This is a genomic window from Halomonas cibimaris (genome assembly GCF_055379665.1).
In genome coordinates, this window is record NZ_AP043828.1 from 63,290 (window position 1) to 82,287 (window position 18,998).

The 18,998-nt window shown below is 64.2% G+C and carries 19 protein-coding genes; 12 read left to right on the forward strand and 7 right to left on the reverse strand.

The annotated features are described in order from the left end of the window. Window positions 1-18: 18 nt before the first annotated feature. The 4 genes from ACZ415_RS00305 to rpe all read right to left on the reverse strand — a co-directional run bounded on the left by ACZ415_RS00305 (window position 19) and on the right by rpe (window position 5,089). Window positions 19-2,031 (reverse strand): methyl-accepting chemotaxis protein, encoded by a 2,013-nt coding sequence (locus ACZ415_RS00305; protein WP_344702964.1) that lies wholly within the window; start codon window positions 2,029-2,031, stop codon window positions 19-21. 67 nt (window positions 2,032-2,098) lie between these two features. Continuing rightward, a complete protein-coding gene (gene trpE, locus ACZ415_RS00310; protein WP_344702962.1) occupies window positions 2,099-3,583 on the reverse strand; it encodes an anthranilate synthase component I in 1,485 nt (494 codons plus the stop codon). A 43-nt stretch (window positions 3,584-3,626) separates the two neighbouring features. Further along, a complete protein-coding gene (locus tag ACZ415_RS00315; RefSeq protein WP_344702960.1) occupies window positions 3,627-4,301 on the reverse strand; it encodes a phosphoglycolate phosphatase in 675 nt (224 codons plus the stop codon). Window positions 4,302-4,369: 68 nt separating this feature from the next. Beyond that, on the reverse strand, window positions 4,370-5,089 hold the full coding sequence (gene rpe, locus ACZ415_RS00320; RefSeq protein WP_344702958.1) for a ribulose-phosphate 3-epimerase: 720 nt from the start codon (window positions 5,087-5,089) through the stop codon (window positions 4,370-4,372). A 253-nt stretch (window positions 5,090-5,342) separates the two neighbouring features. Between rpe and cysP the strand changes: the two genes are divergently transcribed. From cysP to ACZ415_RS00345, 5 genes are all read left to right on the forward strand, one after another. Further along, window positions 5,343-6,362, forward strand: a complete 1,020-nt coding sequence (gene cysP, locus ACZ415_RS00325; RefSeq protein ID WP_344702956.1) for a thiosulfate ABC transporter substrate-binding protein CysP — start codon at window positions 5,343-5,345, stop codon at window positions 6,360-6,362. A 9-nt stretch (window positions 6,363-6,371) separates the two neighbouring features. Continuing rightward, window positions 6,372-7,238 (forward strand): sulfate ABC transporter permease subunit CysT, encoded by an 867-nt coding sequence (cysT, locus tag ACZ415_RS00330; RefSeq protein WP_344702955.1) that lies wholly within the window; start codon window positions 6,372-6,374, stop codon window positions 7,236-7,238. Then, the gene (cysW, locus tag ACZ415_RS00335) at window positions 7,238-8,065 is read left to right on the forward strand and encodes a sulfate ABC transporter permease subunit CysW (RefSeq protein ID WP_344702953.1); all 828 of its coding nucleotides are present in this window, start codon (window positions 7,238-7,240) and stop codon (window positions 8,063-8,065) included. The genes cysT and cysW overlap by 1 nt, the downstream gene beginning before the upstream one ends. Beyond that, window positions 8,062-9,159 carry a sulfate/molybdate ABC transporter ATP-binding protein gene (locus ACZ415_RS00340; protein ID WP_344702951.1) on the forward strand — a complete coding sequence of 366 codons (1,098 nt, stop codon included), beginning with the start codon at window positions 8,062-8,064 and terminating at the stop codon, window positions 9,157-9,159. Before cysW ends, ACZ415_RS00340 begins: the two co-directional genes overlap by 4 nt. Window positions 9,160-9,257: 98 nt before the next feature. Further along, complete coding sequence (locus tag ACZ415_RS00345) at window positions 9,258-9,851, forward strand: YajG family lipoprotein (RefSeq protein WP_344702949.1); 594 nt, start codon at window positions 9,258-9,260, stop codon at window positions 9,849-9,851. On the opposite strand, the gene ACZ415_RS00350 is transcribed toward ACZ415_RS00345, so the two are convergent. Together ACZ415_RS00350 and ACZ415_RS00355 are read right to left on the reverse strand one after the other, a co-directional pair. Then, window positions 9,848-10,480, reverse strand: a complete 633-nt coding sequence (locus tag ACZ415_RS00350) for a class I SAM-dependent methyltransferase (RefSeq protein WP_344702947.1) — start codon at window positions 10,478-10,480, stop codon at window positions 9,848-9,850. The two genes, ACZ415_RS00345 and ACZ415_RS00350, sit on opposite strands and share 4 nt — an antisense overlap. A gap of 12 nt (window positions 10,481-10,492) precedes the next feature. After that, window positions 10,493-11,140, reverse strand: a complete 648-nt coding sequence (locus ACZ415_RS00355) for a TIGR04211 family SH3 domain-containing protein (RefSeq protein ID WP_344702944.1) — start codon at window positions 11,138-11,140, stop codon at window positions 10,493-10,495. Between the two features lie 275 nt (window positions 11,141-11,415). Between ACZ415_RS00355 and ACZ415_RS00360 the strand changes: the two genes are divergently transcribed. From ACZ415_RS00360 to ACZ415_RS00390, 7 genes are all read left to right on the forward strand, one after another. Next, a complete protein-coding gene (locus ACZ415_RS00360) occupies window positions 11,416-12,639 on the forward strand; it encodes an ATP-grasp domain-containing protein (RefSeq protein WP_344702941.1) in 1,224 nt (407 codons plus the stop codon). Between the two features lie 117 nt (window positions 12,640-12,756). Continuing rightward, window positions 12,757-14,742 (forward strand): hypothetical protein, encoded by a 1,986-nt coding sequence (locus tag ACZ415_RS00365; protein WP_425552727.1) that lies wholly within the window; start codon window positions 12,757-12,759, stop codon window positions 14,740-14,742. A 6-nt stretch (window positions 14,743-14,748) separates the two neighbouring features. Further along, a complete protein-coding gene (locus ACZ415_RS00370) occupies window positions 14,749-15,510 on the forward strand; it encodes a TlyA family RNA methyltransferase (protein WP_344702937.1) in 762 nt (253 codons plus the stop codon). A 76-nt stretch (window positions 15,511-15,586) separates the two neighbouring features. Then, the gene (locus ACZ415_RS00375) at window positions 15,587-16,642 is read left to right on the forward strand and encodes a phospholipase A (RefSeq protein WP_344702935.1); all 1,056 of its coding nucleotides are present in this window, start codon (window positions 15,587-15,589) and stop codon (window positions 16,640-16,642) included. Between the two features lie 128 nt (window positions 16,643-16,770). Further along, the gene (locus ACZ415_RS00380) at window positions 16,771-17,103 is read left to right on the forward strand and encodes an ElaB/YgaM/YqjD family protein (RefSeq protein ID WP_344702933.1); all 333 of its coding nucleotides are present in this window, start codon (window positions 16,771-16,773) and stop codon (window positions 17,101-17,103) included. After that, window positions 17,103-17,501, forward strand: a complete 399-nt coding sequence (locus ACZ415_RS00385) for a phage holin family protein (RefSeq protein WP_344702931.1) — start codon at window positions 17,103-17,105, stop codon at window positions 17,499-17,501. Before ACZ415_RS00380 ends, ACZ415_RS00385 begins: the two co-directional genes overlap by 1 nt. Beyond that, window positions 17,482-17,793 (forward strand): YqjK-like family protein, encoded by a 312-nt coding sequence (locus ACZ415_RS00390; RefSeq protein ID WP_344702929.1) that lies wholly within the window; start codon window positions 17,482-17,484, stop codon window positions 17,791-17,793. The genes ACZ415_RS00385 and ACZ415_RS00390 overlap by 20 nt, the downstream gene beginning before the upstream one ends. Window positions 17,794-17,807: 14 nt before the next feature. On the opposite strand, the gene ACZ415_RS00395 is transcribed toward ACZ415_RS00390, so the two are convergent. Then, window positions 17,808-18,947: a BaiN/RdsA family NAD(P)/FAD-dependent oxidoreductase gene (locus ACZ415_RS00395; protein ID WP_464387785.1), complete on the reverse strand. Its 1,140-nt coding sequence runs from the start codon at window positions 18,945-18,947 to the stop codon at window positions 17,808-17,810. Between the last annotated feature and the right edge of the window lie 51 nt (window positions 18,948-18,998).

The following is an 18,998-nucleotide window of genomic DNA, read 5'->3' on the forward strand; positions in this document are numbered from 1 at the left end:
CCTATTCGTCGGCCAGCGTTAGAAGCTGTCCCAGTCCTCTTGCGTATGGGCACGGGTGCGCGCCGGCGCTTCAGCGAGCGGGGCGCCGGCCTCGTCGGCGGCACGGCTGAAGCGTGTGCGGCGAGTCTCGAACGCCTGGGCGCTATGCGTCAGTATGCGGGCTTCTTCATTCAGCGCCTGGGAGGCGCTGTCCAGCCCGGACAGCTCACCGGACGACGATTGAATGGCATCATCAATCTGGGCGATTGCCTGGGACACCTGCGATACGCCGTCCGACTGCTCCTTGGCAGCCTGGCTGATTTCATCGATCAGGTCGTTGATTTTGCTCGACGCCGTTTGAATATCTTCCATAACCGCGCCGGTTGTTTCGGTGTCCTGAACGCCCTTGGCTACCGCTTGCTGGGCGCGCGCGATCATGCTTTTGACCTCGCTTGCGGTTTGCGCACTGCGCTGGGCCAGATTGCGCACTTCCTGGGCGACAACGGCAAAGCCGCGCCCCTGCTCACCGGCACGGGCGGCCTCTACCGAGGCGTTCAGTGCCAAAATATTGGTCTGGAAGGCTACTTCGTCGATCTGCTGCACCAGCGCTTCCATCGCCGTTGTTTGGGTATGAATCTCGCCCATGGAGGTCGAGAGCGCATGCATGTCGGCCTCGGCACGCTGCACTTTTTGGGCGTTGTCATTCGAAACGGCAGCGGCCGCTTGCGCGTTATCCGCATTCTGATGAACGGTGGTGGAAATCTCGTCCATGGCCGCCGCCGTTTGCTGCACAGCGCTTGCCTGCTGTTCAAACTGGGCGGCAATGGTCTGGCTGCTGCGGGCCACGCCGTCTGCGGCCGGCGTGACCGTATCCACACCGCGGCGCACCTGATCAATCAGGCCTTCCAGCGCTAGCGTCATAAGCTCAACGGCGTCCAGCACGCGGCCGATCTCTGTATTTTGCTGATGCGGCGGATGCGCTTTCAGGTTGCCCGCTGCAATCTGCATGGCAAACAGCTGGGCGCTGCGCATTGGCCGGCGAATATCGCGGATGAGCTTGACGCAGGTGGCCAGAAAAACCGCCAGACTGAGCAGTCCGCCAAGCCACAGCCCGTTCGCTATCTGGTGCTGAAAACGCTCGCTCTGATTGGCCGCCTCGACGGCTTCCTGCTGATAACGCTGCGACATTTCGCTTAGCCGGCGGCTGAATACCCCGGCATCTTCGGAGAGAAAAGCGCCGAATGCCTCGCGGGCGGATGCCTGGTCACCGTCATCCAGCAGATGGCGCATGGCCGGATAGATACCGTCTTCGTAATGCCCTTGAAGCAGCGTATCCAGCTCGTCGGTGTCAATGCCAAGCTCGGGATTCATGGCGTCCAAAAACGTCTGCCAGTGGCCAAGCATGGCGTCTTCAAAGCCCTCCAGCCGGGCCTTGAAGCGCTGTGGATCTTCAATATGGTCAAGGTCGGCCATGGCCTGGTTGATTTCCCGCCGCCCGCTGATCGAAGCCCCTTCTATGGCGTTGAGATTGGCAATCGCTGAAATGCTCTCGCCGGTTCGACTGATCGCTTGCTGGGCATTGCTGGAAAGCAGGCTGCCCACGCCGATGGCGCCGGCAATCATGGCCACGGCCAGCGTCCCCAGGGCTGTGGTCTTGAACGTCAGACTCGCCGGGTTCAAACGCCTGAGCCAGCGCCCGCGGCGCGGCGTGTCTGCCGCGCCTGCCGCCAGCGGCCGGCATACCAGTGCTGCGCCGGAAAGCCGCGTATCGTCATAAAGCGGCGTTGCCGTAACGCGGCAGCGCACGGGCTGTCCGGCGCGCGCGGCCAGCCAAAGCTCGCCGGTCCAAACGCGCTCCCGGCCCAGCAAACGCTTGAGCGTGGCAAGCCGGGGCGTCTGCTCTTCTCCGGGGGCAAGAAGGCGCGCCCAGTGCTGCCCGACCGGCGACTCGCTCTCCCCGGTGAGCTGCTCAAATCCATGGTTTACATACAAAACGACGCCATCAAGCGACATTCGAACAATGCCCACAATAGCGGTAGTATCGGTCTGCAAAATACGCTTCCTGTTGCCTGGGTACGGGATTGAAAAAGCGCCGCAACGGACCGTCCGACGCATCAGCCTAGCGCTCGTCCAAACCGCGCTCGGCCATGGCGACCGCACGGATCAGCGCGCGGGTTTTGTTCAGAGTTTCCTGCCATTCCAGTTCCGGGTCGGAATCGGCGACGATACCGGCACCGGCTTGGACGTGAACCTGACCGTCCTTGATCACCGCGGTGCGAATGGCAATGGCCGTATCCATATTGCCGTGCCAGGACAGATAGCCCACAGCACCTGAGTAGATACCGCGCTTGATCGGCTCCACTTCATCGATGATTTCCATCGCCCGCACCTTGGAGGCGCCGGAAACCGTGCCGGCAGGAAAGGTCGCGCGCAGCGCGTCCAGGGCCGAAAGCTCGGGCTTGAGTCGCCCCACCACGTTGGACACGATATGCATCACGTGAGAGTAGCGCTCCACCACCATTTTATCGGTGACCTTCACACTGCCGGTTTCACTGATGCGGCCCACGTCGTTGCGCCCCAGATCGATCAGCATGGAGTGCTCAGCAAGCTCTTTGGGATCGGCCAAAAGCTCGTCTTCCAGCGCCTGGTCCTCGGCCTCGGTGCGCCCGCGCCTGCGGGTGCCGGCAATGGGGCGCACGGTGACTTCGCCTTCTTCGGTGCGCGTTAAAATCTCCGGCGACGAGCCCACCACCTGATGATCGTCCAGGTTCAGGTAGTACATATACGGCGACGGGTTCAGGCTGCGCAGCGCCCGGTAGAGATCCAGCGGCTCGGCGCGGTACGGCGCCGACATGCGCTGGGACGGCACGCACTGCATAATATCGCCGGCAAGCACGTACTCTTTGATCTTGGCCACCGCGGCCTTGAAGCCTTCTTGGGTAAAGCCCGAGGTAAAGTCGCTTTCGGCCACATTCGGGCTGTCTTGCGGACGGCTGACAGGCCGGGTATAGGCCTCGCGCAGGCGGTTTTCCAGATGATGCAAATGTGCCTGGGCATTCGCCAGCGCCTCGGGCTGCGACGGGTCGGCGTGGGTCAAAAGCGTCAGCCGCCCGGAAAGGTTGTCGAACACCACCAGGTCGTTGCACACCATCAGCAGGATATCCGGCACGCCCAAGGCGTCGGGCTTGTCGCTGCCTGCCAGGCGCGGTTCGATATAGCGGATGGTTTCATAGCCAAAGTAGCCGACCAGCCCGCCGTCAAAGCGTGGGCGATCGTCGACTTTGGGAACTTTAAAACGCGCCTGAAACGCCTCGATCCACGCCAGCGGGTCGTCGACCTCGGCCACTCCCTGGGTTTCACCGTTTTGGATGTGGCGCACGGTATGGCCGCGGACTTCGATACGCTCCCGGCACGGCAGGCCGATGATCGAGTAGCGCCCCCACTTTTCTCCGCCCTGCACCGATTCCAGCAGAAACGTCCACGCCACGTTGGCAAGCTTGAGATATGTGGACAGCGGCGTATCCAAATCCGCCAGCACGTCACAAGATACGGGAATACGGTTATAGCCGGCGCGCGCCAGCTCGGCAAAACGTTCAGGGGTCATCAGCAAGAATTCCTTATCACGTAGAAAACGGCCGGGCAGCGGCCTAAAGCAGCTCACTCAGCGAGTCCAGCAGCGCATCCGGCCTGCTCTGACCAATCGGCTCGCCGTGATTGTAGCCGTAGGTAAGCGCGGCGGTGGCGAACCCCGCCGCCTTGCCGGCGGCGATGTCGTGGCAGGAGTCGCCTACCATCACACAGGCGCTGGGGGCCACGCTGAACCGGGCAGCTGCATGCGTCAGCGGCAGCGGATCGGGCTTTTTGCGCGCCAGGCTATCGCCGCCCAGGCACAGCGCGAAGGCCTCGCTCAGGGCAAAGTGCTCAAGCAGCGGGGCGATAAAGCGCTCGGGCTTGTTGGTGATCAGCACCAGCACAAAGCCGGCCTCTCTAAGCGCATAAAGCGTCTCGGCAGCGCCGGGGTAGAGCCGCGTCAGCCGATGCGGGGCCTTGCCGTAATAGCGCATGAACGCGGCGTAAAGCCGATTGAGCCTTGCCCGGTCAAGCCTGTTTTCAGGCGTGGACTGCGCCCAGGCCAGGCCGCGCTCAACGAGCCTGTAGGTGCCGTTGCCCACCCAGCGGCTCACGTTTTCCTGCTCGGGCACGGCCAGGTCTTCGGCTTCAAGCGCTCGGGCAAGCGCCGCGGCCAGATCAGGCACCGAGTCAATCAGGGTGCCGTCGAGATCGAAGGCAATCAGCTTTTTTCCGCTCAACAGTGGATGCACCGCACGGTCCTCTGCTTGATGATCATGTGCCTTGGATCGTGGCATTTTCCGGGGCATTGTGCGACATCTCAGCCTTGAACGCCCTGCGCCAGCGCCTCGCGCAGCTCGCGGATGACCGTATCATAGGCGTGAGGGTCGCCGGTGCGGCGCGCCTTGAAGATCGCCGAGCCGGCCACGAAGGTATCCGCCCCCGCAGCGGCCACCTCCGCAATGTTGTCCACCTTGACCCCGCCGTCCACTTCCAGACGAATGTCGTAGCCCGAGGCATCCAGCTTTGCCCGGGTTTCGCGCAGCTTGGCAAGCGTTTGCGGAATAAATGCCTGGCCGCCAAAGCCGGGATTGACGCTCATCAGCAGCACCATGTCCAGCTTGTCCATCACGTAGTCCAGATAGCTCAAGGGCGTGGCCGGATTGAACACCAGCCCGGCCTGGCAGCCGCCGTCGCGGATCAGCTGCAGCGAGCGGTCGACGTGCTCGGAGGCTTCCGGGTGGAAGGTAATGATGCTGGCGCCGGCATCGATGAAATCCCCGATCAGCTGGTCGACCGGCTTGACCATCAGGTGCACGTCGATAGGCGCGGTGACGCCGTGATCGCGCAGCGCCTTGCACACCATGGGGCCGATGGTGAGGTTGGGCACGTAGTGGTTGTCCATCACGTCGAAGTGGACGATATCCGCGCCGGCGGCCAGCACGTTGTCGACTTCTTCGCCCAGGCGGGCAAAGTCGGCGGACAAAATCGACGGGGCAATGCGAAAAAAACGGGAGGCGTTGTGCCGTGATGCAGTCATGGTCATGGGCTTTTTGCGGCTGGTGACAGCAGGAAGAAAACGGCGCCGGCGAGCAGTGCGCCGCCAACGCAAGGGCGTAAATGGTAACAAAGATCAGGGCAGCGGCACCTGCCGGCGCGGCAAAAAACGCCGAACGGCCGCGGGATTGCCATACACATATATTCTAAAAAAGAATATAAAATACGATTGTAATTACCTAAACCCGGTTTTAGTCTTGAAGACCGTCCCACAACGCTTTTCAAGGAGCCTTTGCATGGCCGCTTCACGTACCGTCAAAACCCTTCAGCGCAGCCTGCTCGCCGTTGCCGTTACCGCCAGCGCCTCGGGTGCGGCCAACGCCGCCGACCGCGAGCTGCTCAACGCCTCCTACGACATCGCTCGCGAACTGTTCGCCGAGATCAACCCCAAATTCGAGCGCTGGTGGGAAGCTGAGCACGACGAAAGCGTTGAAGTCAGCCAGTCGCACAACGGCTCCTCCGCCCAGGCCCGCGCCATCATGCAGGGCATGGGTGCTGACGTGGTGACGTTTAACCAGGTCACCGACGTGCAGGTGCTGGCCGACGCCGGCCTGGTTGATGAGAACTGGAAGCAGGCGTTTGCCAACAACGCCTCGCCCTACTACTCCACCACCGCATTTCTGGTGCGCAAGGGCAACCCCAAAAACATCCAAAGCTGGGCGGACCTGGCCGGTGAAGACGTGGAAATCGTCTTCCCCAACCCCAAGACCTCGGGCAACGGCCGCTACACCTATCTGGCCGCCTGGGGCGCTGCCGACCAGCGCCTTGACGGCGACGAAGATAAAATCCGCGACTACATGAAGACCTTCCTCGGCAACGTCGAAGTCTTTGACACCGGCGGCCGCGGCGCCACTACCAGCTTCATCGAGCGCGAGATCGGCGACGTGCTGATCAGCTTCGAGTCCGAGGTCAACAACATTCGCGGCGAATACGGCAGCGACGCCTACGAAGTGGTCGTACCGCCGGTGAGCATTCTCGCCGAGTTCCCCGTGGCCGTGGTGGATGAAAACGCCGAGAAAAACGACAACGCCGATCTCGCTCAGGGCTACCTGGACTACCTCTACCGCGAAGACACCCAGCGCCTGCTGGCGGGCTTCAACTACCGGGTCAACAACGAGGACGTCGTCGAAGAGTTTGCCGACCGGTTCCCCGAAACCGAGCTGCTGAAGGTCGAAGACGCGTTCGGCGGCTGGGACCGGGCCATGGAAAAGCACTTTGAAAGCGGCGGCCTGATCGACCAGCTTCAGCGCCGGTAAGCACGCTTTATGAACTCTTCGGCCATTCGACTCCCTCGGCGACGGTCTAGCAGCACCCGCGTGCTGCCGGGCTTCGGCCTTTCCATGGGCATCAGCGTGCTGTTCATTTCGCTGGTGCTGCTTTTGCCCATGACCGGGCTGTTCGGCCAGCTGGCCGGGCTTTCCTTCGGCGAATACTGGGCGATTATCAGCGACCCGCGCATTGTCGCCAGCTACACCACCACCCTGGGCGCGGCGGGTGCCGCGGCGCTGGTCAACGCCGCTTTCGGCCTGCTTTTAGCCTGGGTGCTGGTGCGCTACGAGTTCCCCGGCAAGCGCCTGGTGGATGCGCTGATGGATTTACCCTTCGCCCTGCCCACCGCCGTGGCCGGCATTACGCTGGCTACGCTCTACGCCAAGAGCGGCTGGGCGGGCGGCGTGCTCGAGCCGCTGGGTATCAAGGTGGCCTACACCTGGGTGGGCATTGCGCTGGCCATGGCGTTTACCAGCATTCCGTTTGTGGTACGCACGGTACAGCCGGTGCTGGAAGACATGCCCGCCGAGGTGGATGAGGCCGCCATGTCGCTGGGCGCAAGCGACGGCGTGGGCTTTCGCCGGGTGATTCTGCCCCACCTGTGGCCGGCGCTGGTCACCGGTACCGGTTTAGCCTTCGTGCGCTCGCTGGGCGAGTTCGGCGCGGTGATTTTTATCGCCGGCAACGCGCCTTATGAAACCGAAATCACGTCCCTGATGATTTTCGTCAAGCTGCAGGAGTACGACTACGCCGGCGCCTCGGCCATTGCATCAATGCTGCTGTTGATCTCGCTTGCCCTGCTGCTGGCAATCAATATCTGGCAGGGCCGCTTTGTCCGCCGCCTGCATGGAGGAAAAGGCTAATGCAACGCATCGGTGACGCGCCCGGTACGCGCAGGCTTCTGATCAGTGCGGCCCTTGTGCTCACGGCGATTTTCCTCGCGCTGCCGCTGGCGGCGATTTTTGCCCAGGCTTTTGCCAAGGGGGCCGGCGTATTCTGGGCAAGCGTGACCGAGGCCCATACGCTCCACGCGATCTATCTCACCCTGGGCATTGCCGTGCTCACCATTCCCATCTGCCTGGTGTTCGGCGTGGCGCTGGCCTGGCTGATTACTCGCTTCACGTTTCCCGGCCGGCGGCTGCTGCAGACCCTGATCGACATCCCCTTTGCGGTATCTCCGGTGGTGGCGGGGCTGGTCTACCTGCTGCTGTACGGACGCAACGGCTGGATCGGCACCTGGCTTGCCGAGCACGATATTCAGCTGATGTTTGCCTGGCCGGGCATTTTGATGGTCACGGTGTTTGTTACCTGCCCGTTTATCGCCCGGGAGCTGATCCCGCTGATGCAGGCCCAGGGCAGCCGCGAGGAAGAAGCCGCGGTGACGCTGGGCGCGGGCGGCTTTACCGTCTTTCGCCGGGTGACGCTGCCCAACATTCGCTGGGCGCTTTTGTACGGCGTGATTCTGACCAACGCCCGGGCGGTGGGCGAGTTCGGCGCGGTGTCGGTGGTTTCCGGCGCCATTCGCGGCAAGACCAACACCCTGCCGCTCAACGTGCAGCAGCTCTATCAGGACTACAACACGGTCGGCGCCTTTTCCAGTGCGGCCCTGCTGGCGCTGATCGCTCTTTTCACCCTGGCGGCCAAGGCCGGCCTTGAATGGCGCGCATCGCGCCGGGAGACCCACCCATGAGCATCCGTCTGGACAACATCGGCAAGCACTTCGGCGCCACCCGGGCGCTGGAGCCGGTCAACCTGGATATTCACGAAGGCGAGCTCGTCGGCCTTTTGGGCCCGTCGGGGTCGGGCAAGACCACCCTTTTGCGCATTATCGCCGGGCTGGAAACCCCCGACCGGGCGGGCACCCGCACCCCGGCGCGGATTCTGTTCGGCCAGCGCGACGTCACCCACGTTCACGTGCGCGATCGGCGCATCGGCTTTGTGTTTCAGCACTACGCGCTGTTTCGCCACATGAGCGTTTACGACAACGTGGCCTTTGGCCTGAGCGTGATGCCAAGGCGCAGCCGGCCGTCGCGCAGCGAGATCCGCGCCCGGGTCTTCCGGCTGCTGGAAATGGTCAAGCTTGAGCATCTGGCCGGCCGCTACCCGGCCCAGCTCTCCGGCGGCCAGCAGCAGCGCGTGTCGCTGGCCCGGGCGCTGGCCGTGGAGCCCGACGTGCTGCTGCTCGACGAGCCCTTCGGCGCGCTTGACGCCAAGGTGCGCCAGGACCTGCGCCGCTGGCTGCGCCACCTCCACGACGAGCTCAACTTCACCAGCGTGTTTGTCACCCACGATCAGGAAGAGGCTCTTGAGCTTTCCGACCGCGTGGTGGTGATGAGCGACGGCAAAATCGAGCAGGTCGATACGCCGGAAGCGCTGTACCGCGCGCCGCAGAATCGCTTCGTGTTTGAGTTTCTCGGCGACGTCAACCGACTGGAAGGCGACGTGCAAAGCGGCGTGCTCACCTGCGGCAGCGCCCGCTTTGCCGTAGACCTGCCCGACGGCCGCGAAGAGCTTTTGCTGCGCCCCCACGAAGTGCGCCTGGCCGAGCAGCCCGAGGCCGGCTGCCACCTGCCGGTGACCGTCACCGCGGTCTCCCCGGTGGGCGCCGAGGTGCGCGTAGAGCTTGAAGCCGACTGGCTGCCGGCCCCCTGGCTTGCCACCGTTCGCCACGCCGATTTTGCCCGGCTTGGGCTGAAGCGCGGCCGGCGGCTGTTTGCCCACCCGCGCCAGTGGCACCGCTTTGCCGACGAGGCCGCCGCGGTGCCCGCAGCCGACGCCGCCTAGCGTATCAACAGCGCTTGGCTATACCGGCCTGGCCGTTAAGCGGCTAAACTGCGCGCACGTATTGTGCCACCGTCTCAACCACGACAGCGGAGATCACCATGCAGCGACGCTTTTTTCTGCGCGGCCTAGGCGTAGTGCTGGCCGTGCTGTGGCTTGGCGGCTGTGCCGGCCCGCACTATCTGTCCGTCACGCCCCAGCGCAGCGCGCCGCTGGCAAAGGTGGGCAGCGGCGAGAAAATTGCGGTATTCGCCCAAGACGGGCGTGACAGCGATGTGATCGGCCATCGCAGCGGCGGCGGCATGTCCACATCGCAAATCATCGCCAGCAGCCACGTGCTGATTCCCGCGCTTCAGCGAGAAGCCCGCCGTGCGGTGCGCGATATGGGCTTTACCCCGGTCACGGAAAAAGCCGAAGGCCGGCCCACGCTGACCCTGGAGCTCGCCCGGCTCCGCTACGCCCAGGCCGACGGCGCCAACCCGGGCATTGACGAGGCGCGGCTGGAGGGCGTGCTGCGGGCCATTGTGCAAAACGACGCCACCACCTACACCGGCACCTACACTGCCCGGCGCACCCAGGCATATGCCTTCAAGCCCGGCAGCGCCAAAAATACCGAAATGCTCAACGCGCTGTTGGGCAGCGCTTTGGACCGCGCCTTCAGCGACCCGGAGCTGGGCCGGCTGCTGGCGCGCTAGTTGATCGGCCCACGGCGCTTAAGCGCCCAGGCGCTTTCGATAAAGCCGCGCGCGTCAGGCGGGCTCTGCTCAAGAAAGGTCAGGCGGAAATTGGGCGAGAAAAGCTGCTCGATTTCCGCATGCGAAACGCTGTAGGGCGGGCCGGCATCGGGGTCTTTGCGCGTCATGCTGATCAGCAGCCCGCAGGCGCCGGGCGGCACCAGCTGGGCCAGGTGAAAGGCATAGCGCTGGCGGGTCGGCCGAGGCAGCGCAATCAGCGAGGCGCGATCGTAAAACGCCGCGATTTCAGCTACCTGGCGAATGTGCAGGTGAAAAAAGTCGCCCTGCCAAAGCTCGATGCTGCCCTGGCGCACGATATCAAAGCCCGCCTGGCCATAGCGCAGCACGCCCTGATCACGGCCGGCGACGAACTGTTCAATGGCATCCGGGGCAAACTCCACCCCAAGCACCGGATGCCCGGCGTCCGCCAGCCAGCGCATATCCACGCTTTTACCGCACAGCGGCACCAGCACCTTGGCCGCCCGGGGAACGCCCAGCGTCGCCCAGTAACGCACCAGGGCCGGGTGCGGCGTCGCCCGGTGAAAGCCGATGCGCCCTTCCCGCCAGCGCTTGAGCCATTGACCTGTCATCTGCATGCCTCGTTAATGAAACCAGCGGTCGCGCTTTTTCCGCCGGCGCGGCAGGTGCGGCACGATCAGCCCCACCAGCAAGCCGGCACCGGCCACCCCACCGCCGTACATGAAATAGCGCATCAGCAGATCTTCTTTTTGCGTGTCCAGCCGCGCATTGAGCTTGCGCGACTGGCGGCGCAGCGTTTCAGCGTCGTCGGCAAGCGCTTTGTTTTGCGCCTCAAGCTCGTCGATACGCTGAGCCCGCGTTTGCAAACGCTGCTTCATGCCCGCGACCCGGGTCTCCCAGGTTTCATTGATGCGGTCCAGCTCGGCGGTGAGCTCGGCCACCTGTGTTTTGAGTTCAGGCAGCTTTTCCCGGGCGCTGGGCGTTGCCTGCAGCTCCTCGCTCAAAATCCATACCGTATCGCCGGACTGGCTTTTCACCCGGGTATACTTGCCGCTGGTTTCAAGCTTCGCTACCTGCTCACCGGCACTCAGCGTGCCGACAATGCGATAGCCGTCGGTAGGCCCGGAGCGCACATAGGTGGTGAGCTCTTCGGAAACCCAGACGGCGTTGTCCGGCACCGTTTGCTGGGCAATCACCGGGGTGGTGCAAAAGCCGGCAAACAAGGCGGCCAGCACGATCCGGCATGGAAAACGAGACGTCGTTACTTGCATGTGAAATATCCTGATGGAAACGCTGCGCACACACTACCGAATTCACCGCCTCAGCGCAGCTATCCGAACACCGATCCGTCCCCCGCGGCAGCCGTTGAAAACCGCAGAAAAGACGTCTGCGCATCGCGGCGGTGCATTCGCACTATAAACGGTGCATTCGCACCATGACGGTGCATTCGCACTATGACGCCGTTGCGCCTAGAGTGAAGTGAGCCGGGGCGCAAGCGCGCAGACGCCCTGACACCGGAAGATAACAACAGGACAGGAGCGCCACCATGCAAAAAAATACCCAAAAAGGTTATATCGCTCTTCTCGGCTGGAGCCTGAACGCCATTGAGGCCGCTGCCCATTTCGACCGGCGCTACATTGTGGTGGCGCCGGACTGGGCAGAAGACTACTGCGACCAGCACGACATTCCCTACGTTTCGTGGAACTTCGAGCGCCTGAACGACCGCTCGCTGGAAATCGCCACCACGCTCAAGGACAAGGGCGTGGACGTGGCCGTGCCGCTGTTCGAGGAAACCGTGGAATGGGCCGGGGCGATCAACTCGGTGCTGCTCGACAACCCGCGCCTGTACGGCCAGTCGCTTTTGCTGCGCGACAAGGCGCTGATGAAGCGCCGCGCCCAGCTCGGCGGCATTCGCGTGGGCATTTTTGAAGAGGCCCACGACAAAGACGACGTGGTGCGCTTTTTAAAGCGCGTCAACCAGACCCTGCTCAAGCTCGACGGTGACCCCAACGATCCCATCCACTTGAAGGCGTTCGACAAGGCCGGCTGTTTGGGCCATCGGGTGATTCGCACCCCGGACGAAGTAGATACCATCCCCGACGAAGAGTTTCCGGTGCTGATGGAGTCCCACCTGGACGGCTGGGAATTCGCCGTGGAGGCGTGGATTCACAACGGTAAAATCGCCTTTCTCAACATTTCCGAATACGTCACCCTGGGCTATTCGGTGTTTGTACCCGCCTCGCCGGAGCTGGAGAAATACCGCGCCCAGATCACCGCGCAGATTGAAAAGCTGATCAAGACCTTCGACATCAGCTTCGGGCTGATCCACCCGGAATATTTCGTCACCAGCGACGGCGAGATGTACTTCGGCGAAGTGGCGTACCGCCCGCCGGGCTTCAAGGTCTTCGAGCTTTTGGAGCGGGTCTACGGTTTCAACGCCTACCAGGCCACCATGCTGGTGTTCGATCCCCACACCACGCCTGACGAAGTCGCCGCGTTCTTCCCCCGGGAAGTGGTCGACGCCGACGGCTTTGCCGGCTGCTTTGGCGTCTACCCGCGCCGGCGCGTGGTCAGCCGGCTGGCGCTTCCCGAGGAGGTCGAGGACCACCCCTACTTCGAGTCCCACGAGCTGACTTCACCCATGGAAGAAACCGTGACCAAGCGCACCGCGTTCGGCACCCACTGGGGGCTGGTCTACTTCAAGGGTGACGATGCCCATACCCTGCGCGATCTGCTGAAACATCAAGAAACGCTCGACTTCTATGTATAATCCGCCCATCTGCAGGGACACCCCTGCCGGCAGGGATAAGGAGTCACCGTGACCTCGGCAAACAACACCGCTTCCACTCAGGCCGCTTGCGACGAGGCGGCCCGGCTCAACGCGTTGGTGGGAAAGCTCGACGACGCGCTGGCCCAGCTTGCGCGGGCGCCTGCATTCAACAGGGCGGCCCGGCTTCCCCGAGTGCTGGACACGGCGCGCCGCGTGCTGCTGATAGACGGCGGCTGTATCGCGCTTGAAGCGCGGGCCCAGGCGCTGGAAAACGCCGGCGTGTTCGACGGCTCGGACTGGGCCACCCCGCAACACCTGCTGCCTTCCATGACACGGCTGGCGCTGCAAAGCATGGATGCCAACGTGGTGGTCATCGAGGCGCTCAGCGAGCTGCGCCTGCTGGCCGTAGCCAAGGCCGGTATTCACCATGCGCAGGTCTCGGCCGAACACGCCCACCGCTACCTCACCCAGACCCTGGCGCTCAACCTGTGGCTGCTGTTTACCCCGCCCACCGAGGCCGAGCGCGAAGCCCAGGGGCGTCTGGCGCAGATTCCCCGCCGCCTGTTTCAGCATCTGGCCGCGCGCATCGGCTACGAGCACATCATCGACACGCTCATCGAAGAAATCTGGCGCATTCTCCAGCAGCGCCCGCTACAAACCGATGCCATCAGACAGATGATCACCCAGATCGCGCTGTGCCAGGCCGATCCGGCGATTGACCTGGGCGCCAGCGGCCAGGGTGCCGCCCGGCTGGTCAGCGCGCTTTTCGGCCCCACCCAGGGCTGCCAGGAAGACCCCGGCATCGAGGTCTACCGCCAGCGTCTGGAGCGCATGGATCACGCCGGCCTGCAGGCCGAGGCCACCGGCTTTGCCCGGGCCATGCACGATACCGGGCTGGTCGCGCCCTACCATGCCGTGCTGCTGCGCCATCTGGTCGAGTACAGTCCGCCGCTGATCGTCGAGGCGCTGGGGCTTTCGTCCACCGGCCGCGACTGCCTGCTATGCTACCGGGATCTGGCGCTGGCGCTGATCCGCACCGGCATTCATCCGGCCACCGCCCAGGCCGTGTACGGCCTGGCGCTGACCCTTGAACGCGGCATTTTTTACCAGCCGCCGGTAGCCCCGGCCATGTGGCGCCAGCTGGGGCTTACGCTTTCCGAGTGGTCCCAAGCGCGGCTCACCCTGGCGCTGGGCGACGCGGTGTCGCCCCGGGCGCGGCTGCTCGAAGGCGTGCTTTGCATGCTGGGCCTGCCGCTGGGGGTCGGCCAGGGCAACAACCCCACCTGCCAGTCGGCCCGGGCGCTGTCCATGTGGGCCTACAACGACCCGGACTACCTGCTGCAGATGGTCGCCTGGGCGGCCCGGGACGATGAAATCATCATGCACTTCGAGGGCCAGCCGATCTCGTCCATGGCAAGCCTTACCGGCGTGGCCACCGAGCTGCCCATGGATCTGGACCCGGTATCGCTGATCGTGGTGCCCCATCTGGACCGCATCTACGCCGAGATGGGCCGGCGCTGCGTGGGCCGGGACGGCGATCCTCACCGCTGGGTCAACCCGGAGTTTCACGGCTGGTGGGCCGGGCGCGGCTTTCGCATCAGCGTCGACGTTGCCACCGGCCAGCTCATCGACGTCGATACTTTTCTGCGCCACTTCTACGCCAGCTACCACCCCTTGTATAACGGCAACCAGCCGCTGATCCACCCTCAGCCGGCGGGCATTGCGGTCACCGACAGCGCCGGGCGTTTTATCGGCTGGCATGCCATTACGGTGCTGCGCGCCTCGCTGGACCCCGGCGAGCAGATGCGCGTGTATTTTTACAATCCCAACAACGACAGCGGCCAGGACTGGGGCGACGGCGTGGTAGTCAGCACCGCCGGCAACGGCGAGCGCTTCGGCGAGGCCTCGCTGCCGTTCGAGCAGTTTGCCTCCCGGCTGTACATCTACCACCACGACGCCCTGGAGCACGGCGAGCTGGCCGCGGTGGGCGAAGACGAGCTCAACCGGGTGAAGGGCTACATCGAGCGCAGCTGGGGCGCCGACCGGCTGCCGCCGGGCGGGCTTCAGGCCGCCTCCCACGATGCAAAGCCCCCCACCAGGTAGCCCGTCATGCCACGTCTCGACCAGCTTATCGTCGCCCGCCGGCTCGCCGACTCGCGCACCCGGGCCCAGCGGCTGATCAAAAACGGCCGGGTAACGCGCCCCGATACCGGCAAGCGCCTGACCCGGCCCGGAGAGAAACTCGCCGACACCATCCCGCTTGCGGTAGAGAACGATCCCGAGGAGCGCTACGTCTCCCGGGCCGGGCTCAAGCTCGAAGCGGTGCTCAACGCTTTGGGCAAACGCTTCGACGGCCGGGTCGTGCTGGACATCGGCCAGTCCACCGGCGGCTTCAGCGACTGCGCGCTGCGCTTTGGCGCGCGCCACGTCATCGGCATTGAAGTGGGCCACGGCCAGCTCGCCCCGGCCCTGCGCAACGACGCCCGGGTCAGCTGCCTGGAAGGCGTCAACGCCCGAGCGCTTGGCCGCTCACAGGCGTTTGTCGCGCTATGCCGGCAGCACCCGCCGAGCATTGCGATAATGGATGTCTCGTTTATTTCACAAACGCTGATTGTGCCGGAAATCGCCGCCGCGCTACCGGCCGGCGGCGAGCTTATTTCGCTGGTCAAACCGCAGTTTGAACTTGACCCTGCCGCGCTGGATAAACGCGGTATCGTCCGCGATGCGCGCCGCTATAGCGAAGTGCGCAAGCGCGTCACCCGGGCCTGCGAGCAAAGCGGGCTTACCGTTCGCCACTGGCAGCCAAGCCCGATTACCGGCAGCGACGGCAACCGCGAATTTTTGCTGCACGCCCATCGTCAACATGCCTGACCCCGTTGACTTCTCGCCGCGGCGTGATAGAAAAAACCCAGGCGTCTGCCTGTTGACCCATTGACGAGCCGCGATCATGACTGCCCGATACCTTCTTTTTGCCGGCCTGGGCCTCACCCTGGCCGTTTCTGCCGGCAGCGCCTGTGCGGTACCCGCCAACGCCGAACAGAAAACCCTCAACGCACGCATCAACGCCTTGCGCCATGAAATAGCCCGGCTTAACCAGCAGCTTGTCGCGCTTGAAGCCAAGCGTTCGCCGCGCTTTGCCGATTCGGCCTATGCCGCAGCGCTAACGCCCACCGCACCGGAAGAGCGCGCTATCAAAGAAACCCGAGAACGCCAGGTCTTGGAAAAAGCCTCCAGCCACAACCCGTTTTCGATTACCGCACACCGCACCAACTATCTGTTTCCCATCAGCTACAACGGCAACCAGAATCGCGCCCGGTTTCGCCACATCGACCCCGACGGGCGCGCCGACCGCACCGAGGCCAAGTTCCAGTTCAGCGCCAAGTTCGCCATTGTTGACAACCTGTTCGGCGACAGCGGTGATGTGTTTTTCGGCTACACCCAGCGCAGCTGGTGGCAGGCGTACAATACCGACTCGTCATCGCCTTTCCGCGAAACCAACTACGAGCCGGAGCTCTTTATCGATTTTGCCAACGCCTGGAACCTGTTCGGCTGGGTCAACACGCGCAACCGCATTGCGCTCAACCACCAGTCCAACGGCCGTTCGGCACCGCTTTCGCGCAGCTGGAACCGCGTTTATCTGGAAAGCACGCTGCAGCGCGGCGACTGGGCGGTCACGTTTGCCCCGCACTGGCGTATTCCCGAATCCGACGGCAACGACGACAACCCCGACATCCACCGCTACGTGGGCTACGGCGATCTGCGCCTGGCCCGGCGCTTTGACCATGACCAGGAAATCGCCGCCCAGCTGCGGGGCAACCCCGATACCGGCAACTACGGCACGCAGATCGATTACAGCTGGCCGGCGTTTAACGGCCTGCGCGGCCACGTGCAATATTATTACGGCTACGGCGAAAGCCTGATCGACTACAACCATCGGGTACATCGGCTGAGCCTGGGCTTTAGTATCAATCCGCTGTTTACCCCAAGCGGCCTGCTGCGCTAAACGTTGCCCGCTCGCCCGATGCATAGGCTGATACGTCACCGCAACACCTGCTATGCTGGTGTCCGGCCGGCGGTGTAGCATGCATTGGCGCCGCCACTCATGTACCGCATCACTCAGGAGGAAGCCTCATGGCCAAGAAACCTTCAGATCGCCACGAGCAAACCGAACAGCTGCAGCAAGACCTGCGCCACCTAAGCGATACCGTTGAAGAGCTGGTCAACGCCACAGCCCAGGATGCCAGCTCAGAAATGAAAGACCTGCGCCAGCGCGCCGAGCAGCGCCTGAAAGACACCCGCGCCCGCGTTGAAGCCCGGGGCGAGCGGCTCTACGCCGGCACCCGCGACAGCCTGAGCCAGCAGGCCGACTGCTGCGACCGCTACGTGCGTGACAACCCCTGGACCAGCCTTGGCATCGGCGCGGCCGCCGGCGTCGTCGTGGGGCTGCTGCTTGGGCGGCGCTAATGGCGCTGGGCCCTAGCCAGCGCGTGATCCAGGCCGCCAGGCGAGCGCTGGGCACGCTTGTCGCCAACGGCGAGACGCGCCTGCGTCTGGCGGTGCTGGAGCTGGAAGAAGAGCGCGCGCGCCTGCTTACGCTGCTTTTGCTGGCAGGCGCGAGCCTTTTGCTGTTCATGCTGGCCACGGCCACTTTCACCGCGCTGGTGATTGCCGTGTTCTGGGACAGCTACCGCCTGCTGGCCATTGGCGGCTGTGCGGCCGTGCTCATGCTGGCAAGCGTCGTGCTGGCGCTGGTGGCCATACGCCAGGCCCGGCGGCACACCCTGCTGAAAGACACGCTGGACCAGCTGGCCACCGACCGCGCGCTACTGGAGCAAGACCGCCATGCCCGTCAATCACGCTGATTCATCCCGCCCCCCTCGGCCGCCGTCCCGGGCGGCGCGCAAGCGCGAGCTGCTGGATACCCTGGAACAGCAGCGCATCGACATCATGGTCGAAAGCCTCCGCCTTGAGCGCGCCGCGACGCCGCTGGATCGCGGCTGGCACACGCTACGGCGTTACAAGGCGCCGCTGCTGCTGGCCGGCGGCGGCGTCGCCTGGCAGCTGCTGCGCCGCCCCGGTAAGGCGCTGCGCCTTGGCCGCCGGGCCCTGGGCGGCTACGTGCTGCTGCGCAAGCTGCAACGCCTAAGCACCTGACGCGCCGTACCGCCTCAGCAGGCCCGGCCGCAGGCCACGCCCGACGCCCAGGCCCACTGGAAGTTGAATCCGCCAAGCTCGCCGGTGACGTCGAGCACCTCGCCGATAAAGCGCAGCTGGGGGATTTCGCTGACGCTAAAATCCTTCGACGACAGCGCGTCGGTGTTCACCCCGCCCAGCGTCACCTCCGCTGTGCGCCAACCTTCGGTACCCGCCGGCTTCAGCGCCCACGCGTTCAGCCGCTCGGCCCAGACGTCGACGGCGGCGTTGGAATACTCCGCCAGCGGCGTGGCGGTTTCCGCCGCGCCGTACCATTGCAGCAGTGCCTGGGCGAGGCGTTTAGGCAAACGCTCCCCAAGCCAGGTGGAAAGCCGGCGTTTGGGCGTGGCGCAACGCGCCTTGCGCAGCGCGGCTTGCGCGTCTTCGGCGGGCAGCAGATCCACCGTTAGTGTGTCGCCCGGCCGCCAGACGCTGGAGATCTGCAGCATGGCCGGCCCGGAAAGCCCGCGGTGGGTAAACAGCATGGGCTCGGCAAATTCACGCCCGTTGCAGGCGACGCGCACGTCAACGCTCACCCCGGAAAGCGCCGCTGCGCGCGCTTTCCACGGCTCACTCAGGGTAAACGGCACCAGCGCCGGGCGGGTAGGCAGCACCTCAAGGCCGAACTGGCGGGCGATATCGTAGCCAAAGCCCGTCGCCCCCATGGTGGGAATCGAAAGCCCGCCGGTGGCGACAACCGCCACGCCGGCATCAACGTGGCCCAGAGACGTCGCCAGACGCATGCCCTCGCCGCGGCGCTCAACGCGCTCTACGCAAGTCCCCAGACGCACGTCCACGCCGGCCCACTCGCATTCGGTCAGCAGCACCCGCACAATGGCCTTGGCCGAGCCGGCGCAGAACAGCTGACCCGGCGCTTTTTCCACGTAGTCCACGCCGTGGCGCTCCACCAGCTCGACAAAATCACCGGGCGCGTAGCGTTTCAACGCGGACAGGCAGAAATACGGATTCTGCGAGTAAAAATGCTGTGGGGTAGTCGCCATGTTGGTAAAGTTGCAGCGCCCGCCGCCGGACATCAGTATCTTTTTGCCGGCTTTTTTCGCATGATCCAAAAGCAGCACGCGCCGACCGGCATAGCCTGCCTGGGCGGCACACATCAGCCCGGCCGCGCCCGCGCCGATTACCACCACGTCATAGGTTTTCACAAG